Annotated in this window: 15 protein-coding genes and 2 pseudogenes; 11 read left to right on the forward strand and 6 right to left on the reverse strand. The window is 37.0% G+C overall.

The features are described from left to right. The first annotated feature begins 20 nt into the window (after window positions 1-20). Together IOC57_RS13200 and IOC57_RS13205 are read left to right on the forward strand one after the other, a co-directional pair. Window positions 21-887, forward strand: coding sequence for a MurR/RpiR family transcriptional regulator (locus IOC57_RS13200; RefSeq protein WP_207439162.1), 867 nt, complete (start codon window positions 21-23; stop codon window positions 885-887). Window positions 888-1,004: 117 nt separating this feature from the next. Continuing rightward, complete coding sequence (locus IOC57_RS13205) at window positions 1,005-1,727, forward strand: GntR family transcriptional regulator (RefSeq protein ID WP_207439163.1); 723 nt, start codon at window positions 1,005-1,007, stop codon at window positions 1,725-1,727. Between the two features lie 182 nt (window positions 1,728-1,909). Here the strand turns inward: IOC57_RS13205 and IOC57_RS13210 are convergent, their stop codons facing one another. Further along, window positions 1,910-3,112: an MFS transporter gene (locus IOC57_RS13210; protein WP_207439164.1), complete on the reverse strand. Its 1,203-nt coding sequence runs from the start codon at window positions 3,110-3,112 to the stop codon at window positions 1,910-1,912. A 25-nt stretch (window positions 3,113-3,137) separates the two neighbouring features. Then, on the reverse strand, window positions 3,138-3,719 hold the full coding sequence (locus IOC57_RS13215; RefSeq protein ID WP_063233337.1) for a TetR/AcrR family transcriptional regulator: 582 nt from the start codon (window positions 3,717-3,719) through the stop codon (window positions 3,138-3,140). A 375-nt stretch (window positions 3,720-4,094) separates the two neighbouring features. Between IOC57_RS13215 and IOC57_RS13220 the strand changes: the two genes are divergently transcribed. Continuing rightward, window positions 4,095-4,835, forward strand: a complete 741-nt coding sequence (locus tag IOC57_RS13220; protein WP_286184835.1) for a VCBS repeat-containing protein — start codon at window positions 4,095-4,097, stop codon at window positions 4,833-4,835. Between the two features lie 168 nt (window positions 4,836-5,003). Here IOC57_RS13220 and IOC57_RS13225 read toward each other — a convergent pair whose 3' ends face one another. After that, a complete protein-coding gene (locus IOC57_RS13225; protein WP_207439166.1) occupies window positions 5,004-5,624 on the reverse strand; it encodes an NAD(P)-dependent oxidoreductase in 621 nt (206 codons plus the stop codon). Window positions 5,625-5,913: 289 nt separating this feature from the next. Here IOC57_RS13225 and IOC57_RS13230 point away from each other — a divergent pair, with 289 nt between their 5' ends. Next, window positions 5,914-6,903 (forward strand): MBL fold metallo-hydrolase, encoded by a 990-nt coding sequence (locus IOC57_RS13230; protein ID WP_207439167.1) that lies wholly within the window; start codon window positions 5,914-5,916, stop codon window positions 6,901-6,903. A 436-nt stretch (window positions 6,904-7,339) separates the two neighbouring features. On the opposite strand, the gene IOC57_RS13235 is transcribed toward IOC57_RS13230, so the two are convergent. From IOC57_RS13235 to IOC57_RS13245, 3 genes and pseudogenes are all read right to left on the reverse strand, one after another. Further along, window positions 7,340-7,507, reverse strand: coding sequence for a hypothetical protein (locus tag IOC57_RS13235; RefSeq protein WP_153246146.1), 168 nt, complete (start codon window positions 7,505-7,507; stop codon window positions 7,340-7,342). A 2,218-nt stretch (window positions 7,508-9,725) separates the two neighbouring features. Next, window positions 9,726-9,893 carry a hypothetical protein gene (locus tag IOC57_RS13240; RefSeq protein WP_207439168.1) on the reverse strand — a complete coding sequence of 56 codons (168 nt, stop codon included), beginning with the start codon at window positions 9,891-9,893 and terminating at the stop codon, window positions 9,726-9,728. 370 nt (window positions 9,894-10,263) lie between these two features. Next, a pseudogene (locus IOC57_RS13245) lies at window positions 10,264-11,082 on the reverse strand (histidinol-phosphatase). Window positions 11,083-11,323: 241 nt separating this feature from the next. Here IOC57_RS13245 and IOC57_RS13250 point away from each other — a divergent pair. The 7 genes and pseudogenes from IOC57_RS13250 to IOC57_RS13280 all read left to right on the forward strand — a co-directional run bounded on the left by IOC57_RS13250 (window position 11,324) and on the right by IOC57_RS13280 (window position 16,108). Then, entirely contained in the window at window positions 11,324-11,959 is a 636-nt protein-coding gene (locus IOC57_RS13250) for an FMN-dependent NADH-azoreductase (protein ID WP_207439169.1), read from the forward strand. A 102-nt stretch (window positions 11,960-12,061) separates the two neighbouring features. Further along, window positions 12,062-12,390 (forward strand): annotated as a pseudogene (locus tag IOC57_RS13255) (transposase); the annotation flags it as partial. A gap of 381 nt (window positions 12,391-12,771) precedes the next feature. Further along, window positions 12,772-13,404: a fumarylacetoacetate hydrolase family protein gene (locus tag IOC57_RS13260; protein ID WP_207439170.1), complete on the forward strand. Its 633-nt coding sequence runs from the start codon at window positions 12,772-12,774 to the stop codon at window positions 13,402-13,404. 254 nt (window positions 13,405-13,658) lie between these two features. Continuing rightward, entirely contained in the window at window positions 13,659-14,087 is a 429-nt protein-coding gene (locus IOC57_RS13265) for a MarR family winged helix-turn-helix transcriptional regulator (protein ID WP_207439171.1), read from the forward strand. Between the two features lie 581 nt (window positions 14,088-14,668). Then, the gene (locus tag IOC57_RS13270; RefSeq protein WP_207439172.1) at window positions 14,669-14,848 is read left to right on the forward strand and encodes a sporulation protein; all 180 of its coding nucleotides are present in this window, start codon (window positions 14,669-14,671) and stop codon (window positions 14,846-14,848) included. Window positions 14,849-15,043: 195 nt separating this feature from the next. Further along, complete coding sequence (locus IOC57_RS13275) at window positions 15,044-15,250, forward strand: hypothetical protein (protein ID WP_207439173.1); 207 nt, start codon at window positions 15,044-15,046, stop codon at window positions 15,248-15,250. 159 nt (window positions 15,251-15,409) lie between these two features. Next, window positions 15,410-16,108: a GntR family transcriptional regulator gene (locus tag IOC57_RS13280; RefSeq protein ID WP_207439174.1), complete on the forward strand. Its 699-nt coding sequence runs from the start codon at window positions 15,410-15,412 to the stop codon at window positions 16,106-16,108. The last annotated feature ends 8 nt before the right edge of the window (window positions 16,109-16,116 follow it).

A 16,116-nucleotide genomic window follows, 5' to 3' on the forward strand; every position in this document is an offset into this window, starting at 1 on the left:
GATCAAGGAGAATAAATCTTATGCACGTCGAAAATATTATATTGAGAATTGAAAGTTTATTGAACCAGTTGCCTAGATCAGAAAGGAAAATTGCACAATACATTTTAGAAAATCCAAACGACATTATAAGAATGACGATACATGAATTAGCTGATCATGCCAATGCCAGCAGTTCAGCTGTAACGAGATTCTGTCATTCTATAAAAGTTAACAGTTTTTCAGAACTGAAGGTATCTTTATCATCCCTGATTTCCCAACCGGAGAAAAAAGGTTTCCATGACATTGAGCCTAATGAAACAATAGCGTCCATTAAAAATAAAATAGTGTCCAATTCTGTCCAAGCTATACAAGAAACTGCACATTATTTGGATGAGGCCGTTCTTGACAATATCATTGAAACCATGAGAAGTGCAGATGTCATTTATGTTTATGGTTTAGGGGCATCATGGCTCGTTGCTGAAGATATTACACAGAAATGGTTACGTTTAGGAAAGATTGTAAGTGCCAATCAGGACCCGCATATTACGGCCACTGCACTTGCTGCATCATCAAAGAATACCGTTTTTTTCTGTATTTCCAATAGTGGTGAAACGGAAGAGATCCTGGAACTCGTTGATATTGCTAAAGCATATGGCATTAAAACAATTGGTTTATCACGGTTGGGGAACAATGGACTAACTAAGAAAGTTGATATGTCCCTAAATCATGTACGTGCACCGGAGGCTAAATTTCGAAGTGCGGCAACAAGTTCGCTTTTTGCACAATTTCTAACGGTCAGCATAATTTTCTATGCGTATGTTTCAAAATTCTATAATGAAAATAAAAATGAAATTGAACGTTCAAGGGAATCGGTATTGAAATTCACAAAAAGGAATTTGGATACTTAGAAAGGTAAGTCTTATCTTATCGTGTTAACAAGCATTGATAATATCAATGAGCGGTATTATATTCCGATCAGGATGACTTGTAAAATCTACATCACGATGAAAGGAAGATGTACGCTGATGATCCGGAAGAATTCTCCGAGTCCCATTTATCATCAACTTGAGGAAGAGATTAAAGAAGCGATTCAAAATCTTGAATTGGAGCCAGGAGAGATGATTCCTTCAGAAAAAGAATACACTGAAAAATATGGAATAAGCAGAATGACGGTGAGACAGGCCATATCTAACCTTGTGTATGGAGGATATTTATACAGGCAGCGCGGAAAAGGAACATTCGTTGCCCAACAAAAATTGGAGTCGCCCTTGCAAGGATTAACAAGCTTTTCAGAGGATATGATTTCTAGAGGACTTGAACCAAGTACACGAGTTATCAGTTTTACGGAAGTCAATGCTGATCATGAACTTGCTGTAAAGCTTGAGGTTGAAGAAGGAACTTCTATTTTCGATCTGGAACGTGTAAGGCTTGCTGATCAGTTGCCGATGGCATATGAAAGACTATACATCTCTAAAGTTCTTGCCGGGGATCTAACGAAAGAAATAGCCGTAACGTCCATTCATGACTATGTAGAAAAAATGTTTGGCTTAAATATCCAGCATAACATACAGGTGATTGAAGCCTCCATTGCACAAAAAAAAGAGGCGGAAATGCTCGAGGTAATCGAAGGTTCCCCTATATTGCTGATAGAACGAAGAATTATCCTGGATACCAATCGACCACTTGGGGTTGTCCGATCTGTCTACCGTGCAGATCGATATAAATTCAGAATCGATTTGGAACGTTGAAAAACAGAATCCCACTCTTAATTAATAATAGTAAAAACAACTTATCTGGATAAGATAAACCCCTTGCCTAAATATGGACAGGGGGTCTTTTCGTAGAATATCATTTTTCGAGTTTGTGAGTTTTCCAGTTCAAAAGGAAAGGTGCTTTGGAAAATTAGGGAATAACAATCCGAGGACTTTAATTATTTCGCTAAGCTTTCTGTCAATCGGTTTTCTTTCCAAATGGCTGTAATGCCCAGTCCAATGACGATAATCACAGCGGCGAAAAGATAAGGATAGTGGATGTTTACATCAAATAGTAATCCTCCCAGAGATGGCCCGGCTATATTCCCTAAGCTCGTATAGGTGGAGTTCATTCCAGCAACGAATCCTTGTTCTTTCCCGGCAGCTTTTGATAAAAATGTCGTCAATGCCGGACGAAGTAAGTCAAATGCAAGGAAAATGAAGCAGGTTACCACAAGAACTGCCAAAAAGCTAGAGATCATAGTGGACGCTACCGCAAAAATTGCACCGACGATTAAACATAATTGGATAAGTTTCTTTTCGCCGAGAAGATCTACCAGTTTTCCAAACATGAATACTTGCACAACAACTCCGAAAATAGAGCTTATTGTAATGATAATTGCAATATCCTTCGGCGTGAAGCCGAATTTATGATCAGAAAATAGGCTAAAAACAGTTTCATAGGCTGATAAACCAAAAGCGAGTACAAATACAATGATGAACGCGATAAAGTAAATCGGATTAAGTGATCTCTTTAAATCGCCCATAAAGTTTGTTTGCTTTGCATTAGCAGAAACGTTTGCAAGTTGTTCCTTTGTCAGCGGCTCTTTTAACATGAATATTGATGATAGGCATGCTAAAAAAGCAATGGCTGCCGCAAGGAAGAAAGGCAAGCGTATACCATATTCTGCAATAAAGCCACCGATTCCGGGTCCTATTATAAAGCCCAAGCTAATGGCGGCTGAAATATAGCCCATTGCTTTTGGCCTTTCCTGTACGGATGTAATATCCGCAACATATGCAGTGACACCTGGCATAATAAAGGCGGCACTGATTCCCCCTAGGATCCTTGATAAATAAAACACCGATACGTTTGTCCCTACACCGAAGATAAGTTCTGAAACACCAAAAAGGAATAAGCCGATGATGATGATTTTCTTTCTGCCGTAACGGTCAACCCAACGACCGGCGAATGGTGACATAACAAGCTGTGAAACCGCAAATACGGCAACCAGATAACCCATCGTACTTCCTGATAAATGCATGATATTCATAAATGACGGCATAACGGGGATGATGAGCCCAATTCCCAGAAAAGCAATGAATATATTGCTTAGTAGAATAATCAATACCGCCTTTTGTTCTTTAATTGGTTTAACCATGTAGTAGCACCACCTTATTTGTGAATCATTTTTGTGAAATACCTCTCCAAAACACTTTCCAAGAGGCAGCTAATTTATCCTTCAACCGTTTCTCATCATTGCCGTATACAAGTTCAAGCAAAATGGAATCCACTACTCCCAAAAAAGCATAGGTCGGCGTTATGGCTGCATCTTCGACGATTAATTTGGCATTGATCCAATCCTGGAATTTACATTCCAGGATCGCCTGCACCTTTTCCTCGATATCTATGACTTCCTGCCCGATTTCTTTTTCAAGATGCGCTGGCGGAAAAAAGGACATGCGCAGCCAAAACTTTATATGCTCATTTTTTTGGAAAAGATCGATGACCAATTGTAGGAATCCGTATAAATCTTTTTCAGGATTTTTTGAATCGACTTTACTGAAATATTGAAGTTTCGAAGATAACTCCGTCTCTTTCGCATCACGTAAAACTTGAAGAAAAAGATCATCCTTGCCTTTAAAATGGGCGTAAATGGATTGCTTTTTCATGCCGACTTCTTCAGCTATTTGAGAAAGCGACGCTCCTTCATAACCATGAATCGTGAAATATTTAAGAGCGGCTTCTTTAATTTCATTACTTTTCAATACTATCACTCCTATTTTAACGAACGTTCGTCAGTTATAATAGCAAATTAAATAAATATATGCAAGCGAATAAGTGTATACAAATTATTTTGCAACAGAAATCATTCGATATGCAATCAAGGCTATTCACTAAAGTCCCGCATATAATTCTATATGGATAATAAAGAGACAGGTGGGATGAAGTTGGATACCTATGACATCAGAAGAGTGATCCATTACTATTACACAAAAATACAAGAAACGAATCATCCTTATTATTGGTACTGTTTGGCTGAAACTCAAGGTAGGGCCGGATTAACAAATGAAGCACTGCAAACGATTGATAACGCCTTGTCGTTTCCAAACCCTTATCCTTCAAAGCAGGAACTGCTAGACATGCAATTGAATCTCCAAACTGTTCTTTCAAGGGAAATGAACCTGAAAAGAACAGTCATGGTGACCTCACAGCAAGGTGATATTGATGGGGACGGGACAAAGGACAATGTTTTTCTTACCGCAAACAAAACCCCTGATAGCCCCTTTTTGAGGAATATAACTTTGGTTATCCAAAATGGGAGGACGAATCAATATGAACAAGTTCCCATGAAAAATAACGCAGGATATAATCCGACCCTTTTTCTCGGTGATTTTACAGGTAATAAGGGGGATGACATTTTGGTGGTCATTGATACAGGAGGAAGCGGTGGTTCCATTTATGCGTATGTTTTTTCATATCTTAACGGTCGACTCATGACCATTTTTAATTCAGATGCATTTAATGATATCTTTAAATACGATGTTAATTATGAAAACCAATACAAAGTAAGGGTGAACAGTTATTACCTAAAAGAAAGGTACATTCTCGACCTTACTTATAAGGATAAGGAATATTTATCTGAAATTTATAACGATGATGGTGTGTTGAAGGCTCCGATAGAAGGATGGGTGAATCCTTTATCTGGTTTATATCCGGTTGATTATAATAGGGATGGCATATATGAACTCGAAGCGTATCAGAGGATCGCAGGGAGGTATAATGCCGACTCACTAGGTTTTGTACAGACTGTATTGAAATGGAGTGGGCAAGCGTTTGTTCCTGACCGGCAGAATGTGGCTATTTTTGGAGAAGATATATAGACACTGAATAGAGATCCATGAACTACGAACAGGCAAAATCCTCGCCCAACAGAAGCCGGAAAATATTCCTGGCAATGGTTCATCTGGCAGTGTTCATTTACGAAATTGAACCGGCTTTCTATACGATTAAACAAATTTTTTCGAAGTTGAGCGCTTATTGAAAAAATCTTAGTAGGCGATACCTACACGTGACTTTAAATAATCGTTACTTTTTATTTGGCTAAATGCAAATTCTGCTGTATCCGCAACGGATATTTTAACTCCATCCTCCGGCAACAAGTCACCTTCTACACGATATATACCAACTCTTTCTCCATCCGGCAAATACGTTGGGCAGACAATCGTCCATTGAAGTGTTGATTGTTTTAGCAAGTCGAAAATTACATGATGTTCTTTTGCTGCACGGGTAGACTTCTGCCTTGATTCACTTGACTGATAACGCAGAGAATTCGGGGTTATTCTACTTTGCATGATACCTGCCGTTCCAATGGTTATAATTCGTTGTATACCCTTGCTTTCCATAGCTTCGATAATTAGTGGCATACTTGCTGATAAAGTGGTTGTCCCATCGGTATTAAGTGCACTAATAACTACATCAATTCCATGTATGGCCCGTACGATATCATCTTTATTTAAAGCATTACCTTGAATAATGGTTAAATTGGAATTTTTTATAGCAATCTTCTCTGGAGTGCGAACTAAAACGGTAACATGATGATTGCCTTGCAGACCATAAGTAACTAATTGACCACCAACTCGTCCAGTTGCACCCAAGATTAAAATATTCATAGAAACGAACCTCCTTTTTCGAATACAATCATTCCACTAACATTGTATCGTCATTTTCAACTAATGGGGAACTTAAGTGCATTAGGAGATTATAATCAAGGAAAATGTGCGTTGATAAAGATATAAAAACGGGCCGCTCAAAAATTTCATGAGTGGCCCCTTTGAAGATTATTGACTGAATATTATAAATATTGTAGTATTTAATTTGCATTTTTTACGAAACTATGTTTTGTCGGAACAAATAGGTGTTCCTTGTGTAAAGTGAAATAATCTAACAGGAGGTTTTGTCATGAAGAAAAGAATAAGAAATACCTCGTTTATTTTTTTGTTGGTAGTGTCCATAATTCTATCTTTATCATTTTTTCTTCCTTCTTTTGGGCAGACAGCGTTACAGCAAACCGACTTTAAAGTAACTCTATTAGGAACAGGTTCACCTATTTTAAGTACATCTCGCTCCGGTCCAGCTACACTTGTAGAAGTTGGAGATGAAAAACTCCTCTTTGATGCTGGACGCGGAACGGCTTTACAATTATATAAGGCGAATATGTTACCAGGAAGTGTTGATAAGTTATTTCTTACTCATTTGCATTCGGATCATACAATTGGCATACCGGACGTATGGCTTACAGGTTCTTTACCAACGGGAGGGAAAAGAGAGCAATCATTTAAGATTTGGGGGCCTAAGGGAACCGAGAAAATGATGTTACATATGAATAAAGCATTTAAAGCCGATTTGGATGCAAGGGATGACTCTGGAAATGGGAACGTTGCAGGAGCAAGTATTACGGCAAATGATATCAAGGAGGGTATTGTCTATAACAAAAAGGGAATTGAAGTAATAGCGTTCAAGGTTGACCATAAATCAATTGAGCCGGCTTTCGGTTTTCGGGTTAATTACAAAGGACATTCAGTAGTTATCTCAGGTGACACCCGCTATAATGAAAATCTTATTAAATTTTCCAAAGGTGCTGATGTAGTTATTCATGAGGTTGCAGCGGCAAAACCTGATAATGAATCAGAATCAATAGCCAATATACTTGATCTTCACACAACACCTGAGGAAGCGGGTAAAGTCTTTAGCCAAATACAACCAAAGCTTGCTGTTTACTCACATATTGTATTATTGGGAGGATTAACAGAAGAAAAAGCTGATTTGCTCGAAAGAACAAAAAAAACTTATGAAGGAACTGTTTTAGTAGGTGAGGATTTGCTGTCCATTGAAATTGGGGATAAGGTTCAAGTACAGAAGCCCGGAAACGATGCGAACTCGGTGAACTAAAACAGACAGAGCTGCAGCGAGCAAAGGCGTTAGGCCTACTAATTAATCCGATGAGAGTTTACCAAAGCCGATGAATACATTTTTTCCAAAGGGAATCCAATGAACGGCATATTAGATGATCTATATTTTTTGTAATAGCACATGGTTTGGTAGAGTCAGGTTGCCAGAAGAAATCAGCGAGTTAGACGAGGAATATTATATGGTTTTTGTACGAATAGAGAAAAAAAGACGGAATGGAATCAAATTTGCTTTTTGCCGGCATAGACCCAAAGCAAGGCTTTTTTAAAGTCAAATATTAAGGGAGACAAAACGAAAAAATCCCCGAATGAATATCGTGAATGGCTCCAGGAAGTCTATGATAATGCTTATTTTTTTCACTCTCCCATCACCATGATTTTATTCATTTTAATGCCAGAACGATACATTACTTATGAAATTAGAACCAAGACTGTTGAACTTCTTGAAGTTGTTGTTGAGCTTCTTCAAGCTGTTGCTGTGCTTGTTGGAATAGTTGTGGATTATCATTAACTTGGGCAGATTGTATAGCCTGTTTGGCTTGTTGCGCCGCAATGATAGCTTGCTGATATTGTTGTTTTTGTGTCATTTTAAAAGTCTCCTTCATTATTTTTACTAAAGGCTAAATCTTTAACCTTTTTATATTTTGTATTTAAATGTTGATATTATTCATGTATAGGTTGATTCATTTCTCCTAAACGAACGAATGAAGAATATTACCAACCTTTATAACAAGCTGGTTTCAGGATTAAAGATATGAGATAAGGCAATAACAGTAGGGATTATTCGTAAAAATGGAATTATAAATTGTTGAATTGAAGGGGTAGGATAGCGAAATAGCCTGCTTGCAGATATAATGTTCAAAGAAGGAATTTAATGCTATGGTCCATACTCCGATGTTGACTAGTGATTTATGTGGAAATATTCGAAAAGGGGAGCCAAGAGTGGTTGGAGGATTTTGGATATAGAGAAAAAGTACGGGTCAATGTCGTTCTGACCGGCAGCTTGATAACGTACAAAATATATAAGAAGCCGGCCTAATATAGGGCCGGATTTTGGTTTATGGAATGATCTTTGCATTTGCGAGAGCAAGCCCTAGATTCTCGACCATTTTGTTCCGAAGCTGCTCGCCATGACAACGCACAGGGGACATTTACAAGCGGAGCGCCGGCTCCGAAACCGAAATAGCAAGCGATCAAACCGAATAGATGGCTATTTGTTATGTTGAATGCTTGATTGGCACCACGGCCACGTTCTGTTGCCTTCGCGAGGAGTCCCGCATCTATTAACTCCAAGAGGCTATCATAAGCTCCCGGCTTGCAAAGAAACCGCAACGGAATTCCAGGATCCTTCGAAATCGAGGCGTAAATCGCAATAATCATGGAGAAGTTCATCTGACTTCCAAGCGAAAAGTCGCAGACTACAGAAGGACGAAACGTCGACCAAGTCCAATTTTCACCATTTTGTTTTTTGTTCAAAAAACCTTACAGATCAACATTGAACTCGGGCGGCATATAGTTTGCGTCTAACTCACGAGCAGGCGTTATGAGCTGGGCGAGATGTGCGCAACATCTTGTATCCTGCATCAAACTGACATGTTTTAAGCCCACCGCGATGGCTCGTTGGCCTCTACGTTGATCACTAGCATGGCAAGGTTATGCGGAACAAGTTCAGACCAAGTCGGACTGGTCCTAGAAGGCAGCTTAGGCACTTTTTGTAATTAGTAGTGACTACGCTTAATGGCGTATATAAAATAAATTTGCATTCACTCATTTTTTCAGCTTTACATAATCTTGGGTATTTATTACATCTGCAAATATCCTTGAAGAGGTGATTGCATCGTTAACTTCGTTGAATCTAATGAGAAAGCTATTACATTCTAAGTCTTTCGTAACACAAACATCAAGAATATTTTCACTATCATATCCCAAATTAGATAACAGTTGATTTAGAACCTCGTAATTATTTAATCGTAATACATTGATGGTATAACTATTATTGATAACAAAGGGACTATCTTATTTACAGTCAAATTTAATCCTCTTCAGCTGGACCGGCAATGCTATTAGGTGGACAACACTGGTCATTTATTGGCATTTATGCGGCTATTTCTATTGTCTGCGTTGTAATATCCATTAAGTTAAAATGGTGGTATTGGAAAATTCCTTTAGATGATAGGCTGGATTTATCTGCACTTGATCGCGATGGATGACGCAGATGGTATACACGCCATTGGAAATAAGACTTGTAGTTACATGAAATGAAAAATCAGCCATATAGATGAAAGGTTGATTTGTTACTGAATGTTTATTCCCTTTACAAATGACCTGCCAAGATTAGTAGGGATTGGGATGTTGATATGTTTGGTAGGCTTAATTAGAGTTGTTCGGTGTCTAAATCAGAGTTAATGCTGTCGCTCCTGTGATGGTTAATACTCCGATGATGGTAAGATACCTGCTTGGAGAAAAGAGGATTATTTAAATCACCATCTCATAAAAACACCTGTCCGGACTGAAGAAGTGACTGGATACGGTTGTCTACTTAAAATCGGATAGAGCCAAACATTTTACAGGCGTAACATTAGATAATTAATAATGGAGGATATCTAAGATAATAAGATTAATATTAATTGTGTACACCAGCTATAACCCAGAATTGGGCGCTTGAATTTAATAAAAGAAAAGCACATATTAGACGTGACTAATATGTGCTTTCTTTATAGGAATTTATAATGCTGTAGGTCGTGAAATCTAATGCTCTAATATCATTCACATGTTCTGAAGGTATATTGAATAAGGAAGTATAAATTAAAGATACCCATTTAATACTGTGCCAAAAAGATCGAATTCAGGATCTTTTGACGGAGTTATTGGAGGGGCTTCAGATCGCGCTATTGAAGAGTTGAAAACAGGCTTACCTTCATCTGACTCTACAGAGTTTTCGTCATTCTTTTTATACAATGGGTTATCGATCATACCCAAATCAACTCCTTGTGAATAAAATTAACGAATGGTAAGTTATTAATTCCCTAAAGATATTGATTTTATGCTAAAAAATATTGCGATGACCGGGATTCTTTGAAATAAACGGTTAAACTTGTAACCAATCGTTTACTACAGGATGCATAATGATTATTTTATGTTCAAAAAAAAGATTGGTACCGATTCTTTAATCAGAGGAAGGGGTGTAATGAAATAACAAGCAGGATCATTATCGAAATCTGAACATTAATTTTTTTGTTCATCTCCCTTCTTAGTAGCAAAAGTATTGAAAAACATCATTCCTTCCACATTGTTACAGGACGCTCAAGCGATTGGACAAGTCTATTCCTTTTGACTAAGGAGATCAAAGTGGAGTGAGAATCCTTTCCTTTTTAACAAAGTAAGCCCACTCAGAAAAGCCGATCTCCTTTAGTCTTTTTTTAACTAGTTCAAATTCATCGCCACTTCGTTCCGGTGTATGCGAATCTGATCCAAAGGTTACCTTCACATCATTGAAAAGAGCTCGTTCTAAAATGTCATCTGCTGGATACCACCCACCACAATCTTTCGTTTTACCAGAGGTATTAATCTCAATGGCGATATCTTCTGAACTAATGATTTTTAGCGTCTTTTCAATACTGTCTGTCTCAATGGAAGAAAAGGCTGGATAAAAACCTTTCATTGCATAAATATGGCCTAAAATTTGGAACATTCCGCTTTTAGCCGATTTCTGTATTAATTCATAATATTCATTCTTTACTTTTGTCTGTTCTTTAGAGGTTTAGCCATTCCAACGCCCTCTTTTAAAAATGCTAATATCCTGAACATAATGAACAGATCCAATTATGTAGTCAAAAGGGTGAAAAAGATATTGATCACGGTAGACTTCAATGTGATCAGGGAAGAAATCACTTTCCATTCCTAATAACACGTGAATTTTACCTGCATATTTCTCTTTTAAGCGAAGTACTTCCTCAATATATGGGACAAGTTCACTTTTTGCCATTGCAATAGTTGGGTAGAGATGGTCGTCCTCACTATAAAAATATGGAGAATGATCAGAAATCCCAATATAATGCAAGCCGTATTCGATGGCTTGCTTTACATAATCCTCAATTGGGCCGATAGCATGTCCACAGCGTTCATGGTGAGTGTGGAAATCAAATTTTATTGAATTCGTCATTTTCTTAGTCCTCCTAAAGTGAACCAGATTGTCTTATTTTATCATCTCCAAAATTCACATCCTTTCTCACAAATTGAAAGAAGATTTATACCTTACTACCCTCGAAAACGAATTTCTATCTTACGGATTTAATTTTATACCTATCAATTAAAGATACTTTAGTCCGAGTAATTGTATAAAGGATGAATTCCCTAGACAAACTAGAATGTTCAAATATGTAAAAGGAAAGGAATGATGAAGAATGACAAAGGTATTGTATATCACAGCCCATCCTCATGATGACAAACAATCTTTCAGCATGGCCGTTGGAAAAGCATTTATTGACACTTATAAAGAAGTAAACCCTAGCCATGAAATTGTGAATATTGACCTTTATAAAGAAAATATTCCTGAAATTGATGTAGATGTTTTCAGTGGTTGGGGGAAACTTCAATCTGGAAAGGGCTTCGAAGAACTTTCGCCGGAAGAGAAAGCAAAAGTTAGTCGACTATCAGAGTTATGTGAGCAATTTATAGCTGCCGATAAATATATATTTGTAACCCCTTTATGGAATTTTTCCTTCCCACCAGTATTGAAAGCATATATTGATTCCGTTGCTGTTGCAGGTAAATCATTTAAATACACCGAACAAGGCCCAGTTGGTCTTTTAACTGATAAAAAAGCCTTACATATTCAAGCTCGTGGTGGTATTTATTCAGAAGGACCGGCAGCTGAAATGGAAATGGGTCATCGATATCTAAATATCATCATGCAATTCTTTGGGGTGCCTTCCTTTGAAGGTGTATTCATTGAAGGACATGCAGCAATGCCTGATAAAGCACAAGAAATAAAAGAAAATGCTATAGCACGATCAAAAGATTTAGCTTCTACCTTTTAATTAAAAGAGTCAACAACCTGGTATTATCCCCTTCAGGTAGACAGAGAAAAAAGAGAACATGATAAAATGTTCTTAACTGTCAATCTGGAGGGGATTTTTTGTATGGCAAAAAAGGGGCAAACGTTTCAAGCGTATACAGAAGAATTAAAGAGAGAAGTGGTTCGTCTGAAGGTGGAGGAAGGTTGGTCATATCGCCAGATTCGTGAGCGTTTTGGTATTAAAAGTGATGCACAGATAGCGAGTTGGGTGAAGAAAGTGCAGAATAACGAGTCTTTTGAAGATCAACGTGTATGGAACCGTAAGAATTTTTCTAGTGTCGAAGAGGAAAATGCCTATCTAAAAGCGCAGGTGGATTATTTAAAAAAGCGCAATCCAAATCTACATGGGAAGGAATGGTCCTGAAAGCCGAAAAAAGGTTTCAAATAATCGATTGTGATCAATAAATAAACCATCAATAAAACGATAAGAATGAATATAGATAATAATTACGGATAGGGAAACGTATACAACTATTTATACACCGTCCGAAAAACAGGACAGTGTTATATATGTTTTTATTATTTGATAATAAGGAAAGGAAAAAGATAACGGTAACCATCCATTTTGATAAAATCCAGACCAAACTAACATCTTTCGAACAAGGAATCATATTAATCATTGTATAAAAAGTCAGAAAAATATAAAATATATTCAAATCGTTTTTTCTGAGAGTAATTTACTGGAACAGATTGGACTTACTAGTGTAACTATCTTTACTAATCATTAAAATTTTTATTTTGGAATTACATTTCTAAAAGAAAAGAGTGAGTTTTATGTTGAAGGACATTAAAAATATCTATTGTGTAGGTCGAAACTATGCATTACATGCAAAAGAGTTGAATAATGAAATACCCACTTCCCCTTTTTTATTTTCCAAACCAACTCATTCGCTTGTGGAAGCGGATGGTCAGTCAATTACTTTGCCAAGTAATCAGGGTTCCGTTCACTTTGAAACTGAACTTGTCATACATATCGCAAAGCAGTACGAATCAGGAATGAAAGTAGATGAGATAGTAGATGCGATGGCCATTGGGTTGGATTTAACACTTAGAGATGTTCAATCACAGTTAAAACAAAAACAGCATCCTTGGCTTTTGGCTAAAGGATTCAAAAATTCAGCTGTTCTTACTGATTTTATTCCGTTTCCAGGTAACGAAGCATGTAAACAATTAGATTTTTCCCTTTTAAAAAATGGAGAACGTGTACAAGTCGGAAATATTAAAGACTTACTTTTTGATTTACAAACCATTATAGAATTTACAGCAGAGCATTTTGGGCTTGGGAAAGGGGATATTATTTTTACCGGTACTCCAAGCGGCGTCGGTCCTCTCTCAGATCAAGACAAGCTTTCACTGAACTGGGATGGAAAAGAAATAGGTTCCTGTTCAGTCATATTGCATTCATGAAAAAGGAGCAGTCATTTTGACTGTTTTTTTTATGGAACAACTCATTTTAGACAAAAAGAAGAAACTCGTCTAAAATGAAAAGAACAATATAACTGCCAATATGTACGTGCTTATTAAAAAAAGTTTGACCAGTAAATTCTGGCTTTGGTAAAATTAATTGTTAATGAAGTATTTTGGAGCTATTTACATGTATGATGATAATCAATTAATGTGCCATATGTTAATTATAAAGGATAGAACAGGGTGGAAAGCGCATGAAAAACAACCAAGAAAAGAAGTATTTAGATAATTGGCTATCTCTTACTAATATTCAAATGAGCATTACGAATGAGCTGGAAAGTGCTTTGCAAAAAAATCATAACCTGTCATTAAAAGAGTTTTACGTTCTTTACTTTTTATCCAAAACAAGCGATAAACAATTGAGGCTGCAACAATTACAAGAGATGGTAGGATTAAGCCAAAGTGCTATATCAAGGCTGGTAGGCAGGTTGGAAGCAAAAAGCTGCGGAGCATTACAAAGGCATATATGTGAAGATGATCGAAGAGGTATCTACACACGGTTAACTGCATTAGGTGAAGAAAAACTACAAATTTCCTTAAATACTTTTCATGAAATTCTGCACTCTGCTTTTTCAAAAGGAAACCTTCAAGATGAATTACAATCCTTGATCCAGAAATTATAATTTGGTTCTTGCATTTTTTAAGTAATAAGTGAAGTCGGTTATTTCTATATATATTAGATAGGAATATACCTTTTGCCCAGTAAGGTAATTATGAACGAATCCGTTGAGATAGAGGGAAGTGTTTATCCGAAGTTAAATGTAAGCGCATGCATTTAAGCGGGGGATAAAATAAGTTTGTTTTACAAGCGGGGATAAATTAGATGTAATGGCTAATAAAGTTATGGGAAATGGAGAATTTGACCTTAAATAAAGATGATCTTCTTGTTATTAAAGTACTTTCAAAAAATGCCATGGTGCAGAATCGTTAGCCCCTGGCATTCTTTTTTTAGAGAGAAAATTGAACTCTCTCTATATGCTTTGTCGTATAGTTGCTGTTTTCCCCCTAAATCAAAAATAATCAATAATGAAAGAGAAGGTATCTATCCTTCTCTTTTTAATTTAATCGTCCTTTAACTCCCTTTAGAACTTGTGACTTGCCGATTCACAATGCTGGCTGCCATTGATCCGTATCCCTTCATATCCGTGCTTCCTCAATTAAGCATCTTTCTATCATGCATGTGCCTTTTATTTTGGGATAAGAAATGAATCAATTAGGTTTTCGCGAGACAGCCGACTCGGGTAAACTCGACCAATATGGACAGGGATTTGTTTTTTCTCCCACTCAACAATTCAAGGGACAGGTAAATGAAGTTGAAATGCGGTTTGCCAATGAAGAATCAGGTATCCGGGTCTGGATGGAAGTTGATTGTAAAAGCGGCTAGAAGGAAATTGAAGCAAAACGTGAGTTTCATTTAAATCAAAATGTTCTTGAGCATGAAGCAGGGATTGAAAAACTACTTGGAAAATATATATCGGAAGCTATTGATCAGCCCTATGCTTTTACACAGCCGTTCTCTTATTCCGTAAACCACCATTCCAGGTATAGCGCTTCCCAATTAGGAACCGCTATACCTGGAATGGTGGGTGGTTTAGCAGTAGGTGTTTTAGGGTCGATGTTATTTACCGAAATGATGGATGGTTTTGATGTTGAGGAAATGTTTGAAGTAGCAACAGAAGATCTTGATGGTGGATTTGATTCATTTTTTGATAGTGGGGATGGAATCCTAAGCCAAGCCATTAGATCATCCTGGTGTTACCCCAAAATAATCAGGTTGTTTTTTTAGAAAAGAAAAAGTATCCTCTAATCATTGCTTGGAAGGATTGGTAGACAAGGGTCTTCTGGGAATGCATTTTTATTAAAATATTCAGAATTTTAAAATAAATATATTGTGCATTGTATACAATATGTCATATAATGAGTTTAATATACAAAAGGAGGGCAAATGGATGCAATGAAGTTAAATAAAATTAAATCTGTTTCAATTGCTTCAGAAGTTTTTGATCAACTGAGATTAAAAATAATCAATGGTGAGTTGAAAAATGGAGAACGATTGGTTGAAATGAACCTAGCCAAGGAAATGGGAGTAAGCAGAACTCCTGTTAGAGAAGCGGTACAACGATTAGAACAAGAAGGTTTAGTTGAAATACTCCCCAGGAAACACTGCGTTGTGAAAGGCATAACCTTTGAAGCCATCAATGAAATTGTCCTCATTCGTTCGGTATTAGAGCCTACAGCTGCTAGAGTCGCAGCGTCCAAAATCACCGATGAACAGCTATTGAAATTAAAGAGTTATCTAGAACAGTCTGAAATGTATTTTCAACAAGGTAGAATTGAAGACCTTATGAAGGTCCATGATTTATTTCATGCGGAAATCATTAAAACTTCTGGGTTAAACAGACTGATCAATATGCTAGAAAACCTACATGATTATATTGTTCATTTTAGATATTCCTTTTTAAGCAGACCCCACCTTGTAGAAAGATCCATCAAAGAGCATTCTGAAATCTATGAAGCTTTATGTAGTCGTGACGAAGACAGAGTAGAAAAAGTATTTATTAAACATCTGAGCGGAATTACAGATTATGAAAAAGTGGTATTGGAAGATAATATGCCTTCGGAACAAATCGGTTTGGAAAAATGATGTATTCA

The sequence above is a fragment of the Bacillus sp. SD075 genome (assembly GCF_017355165.1).
Classification (GTDB): domain Bacteria; phylum Bacillota; class Bacilli; order Bacillales; family DSM-1321; genus Peribacillus.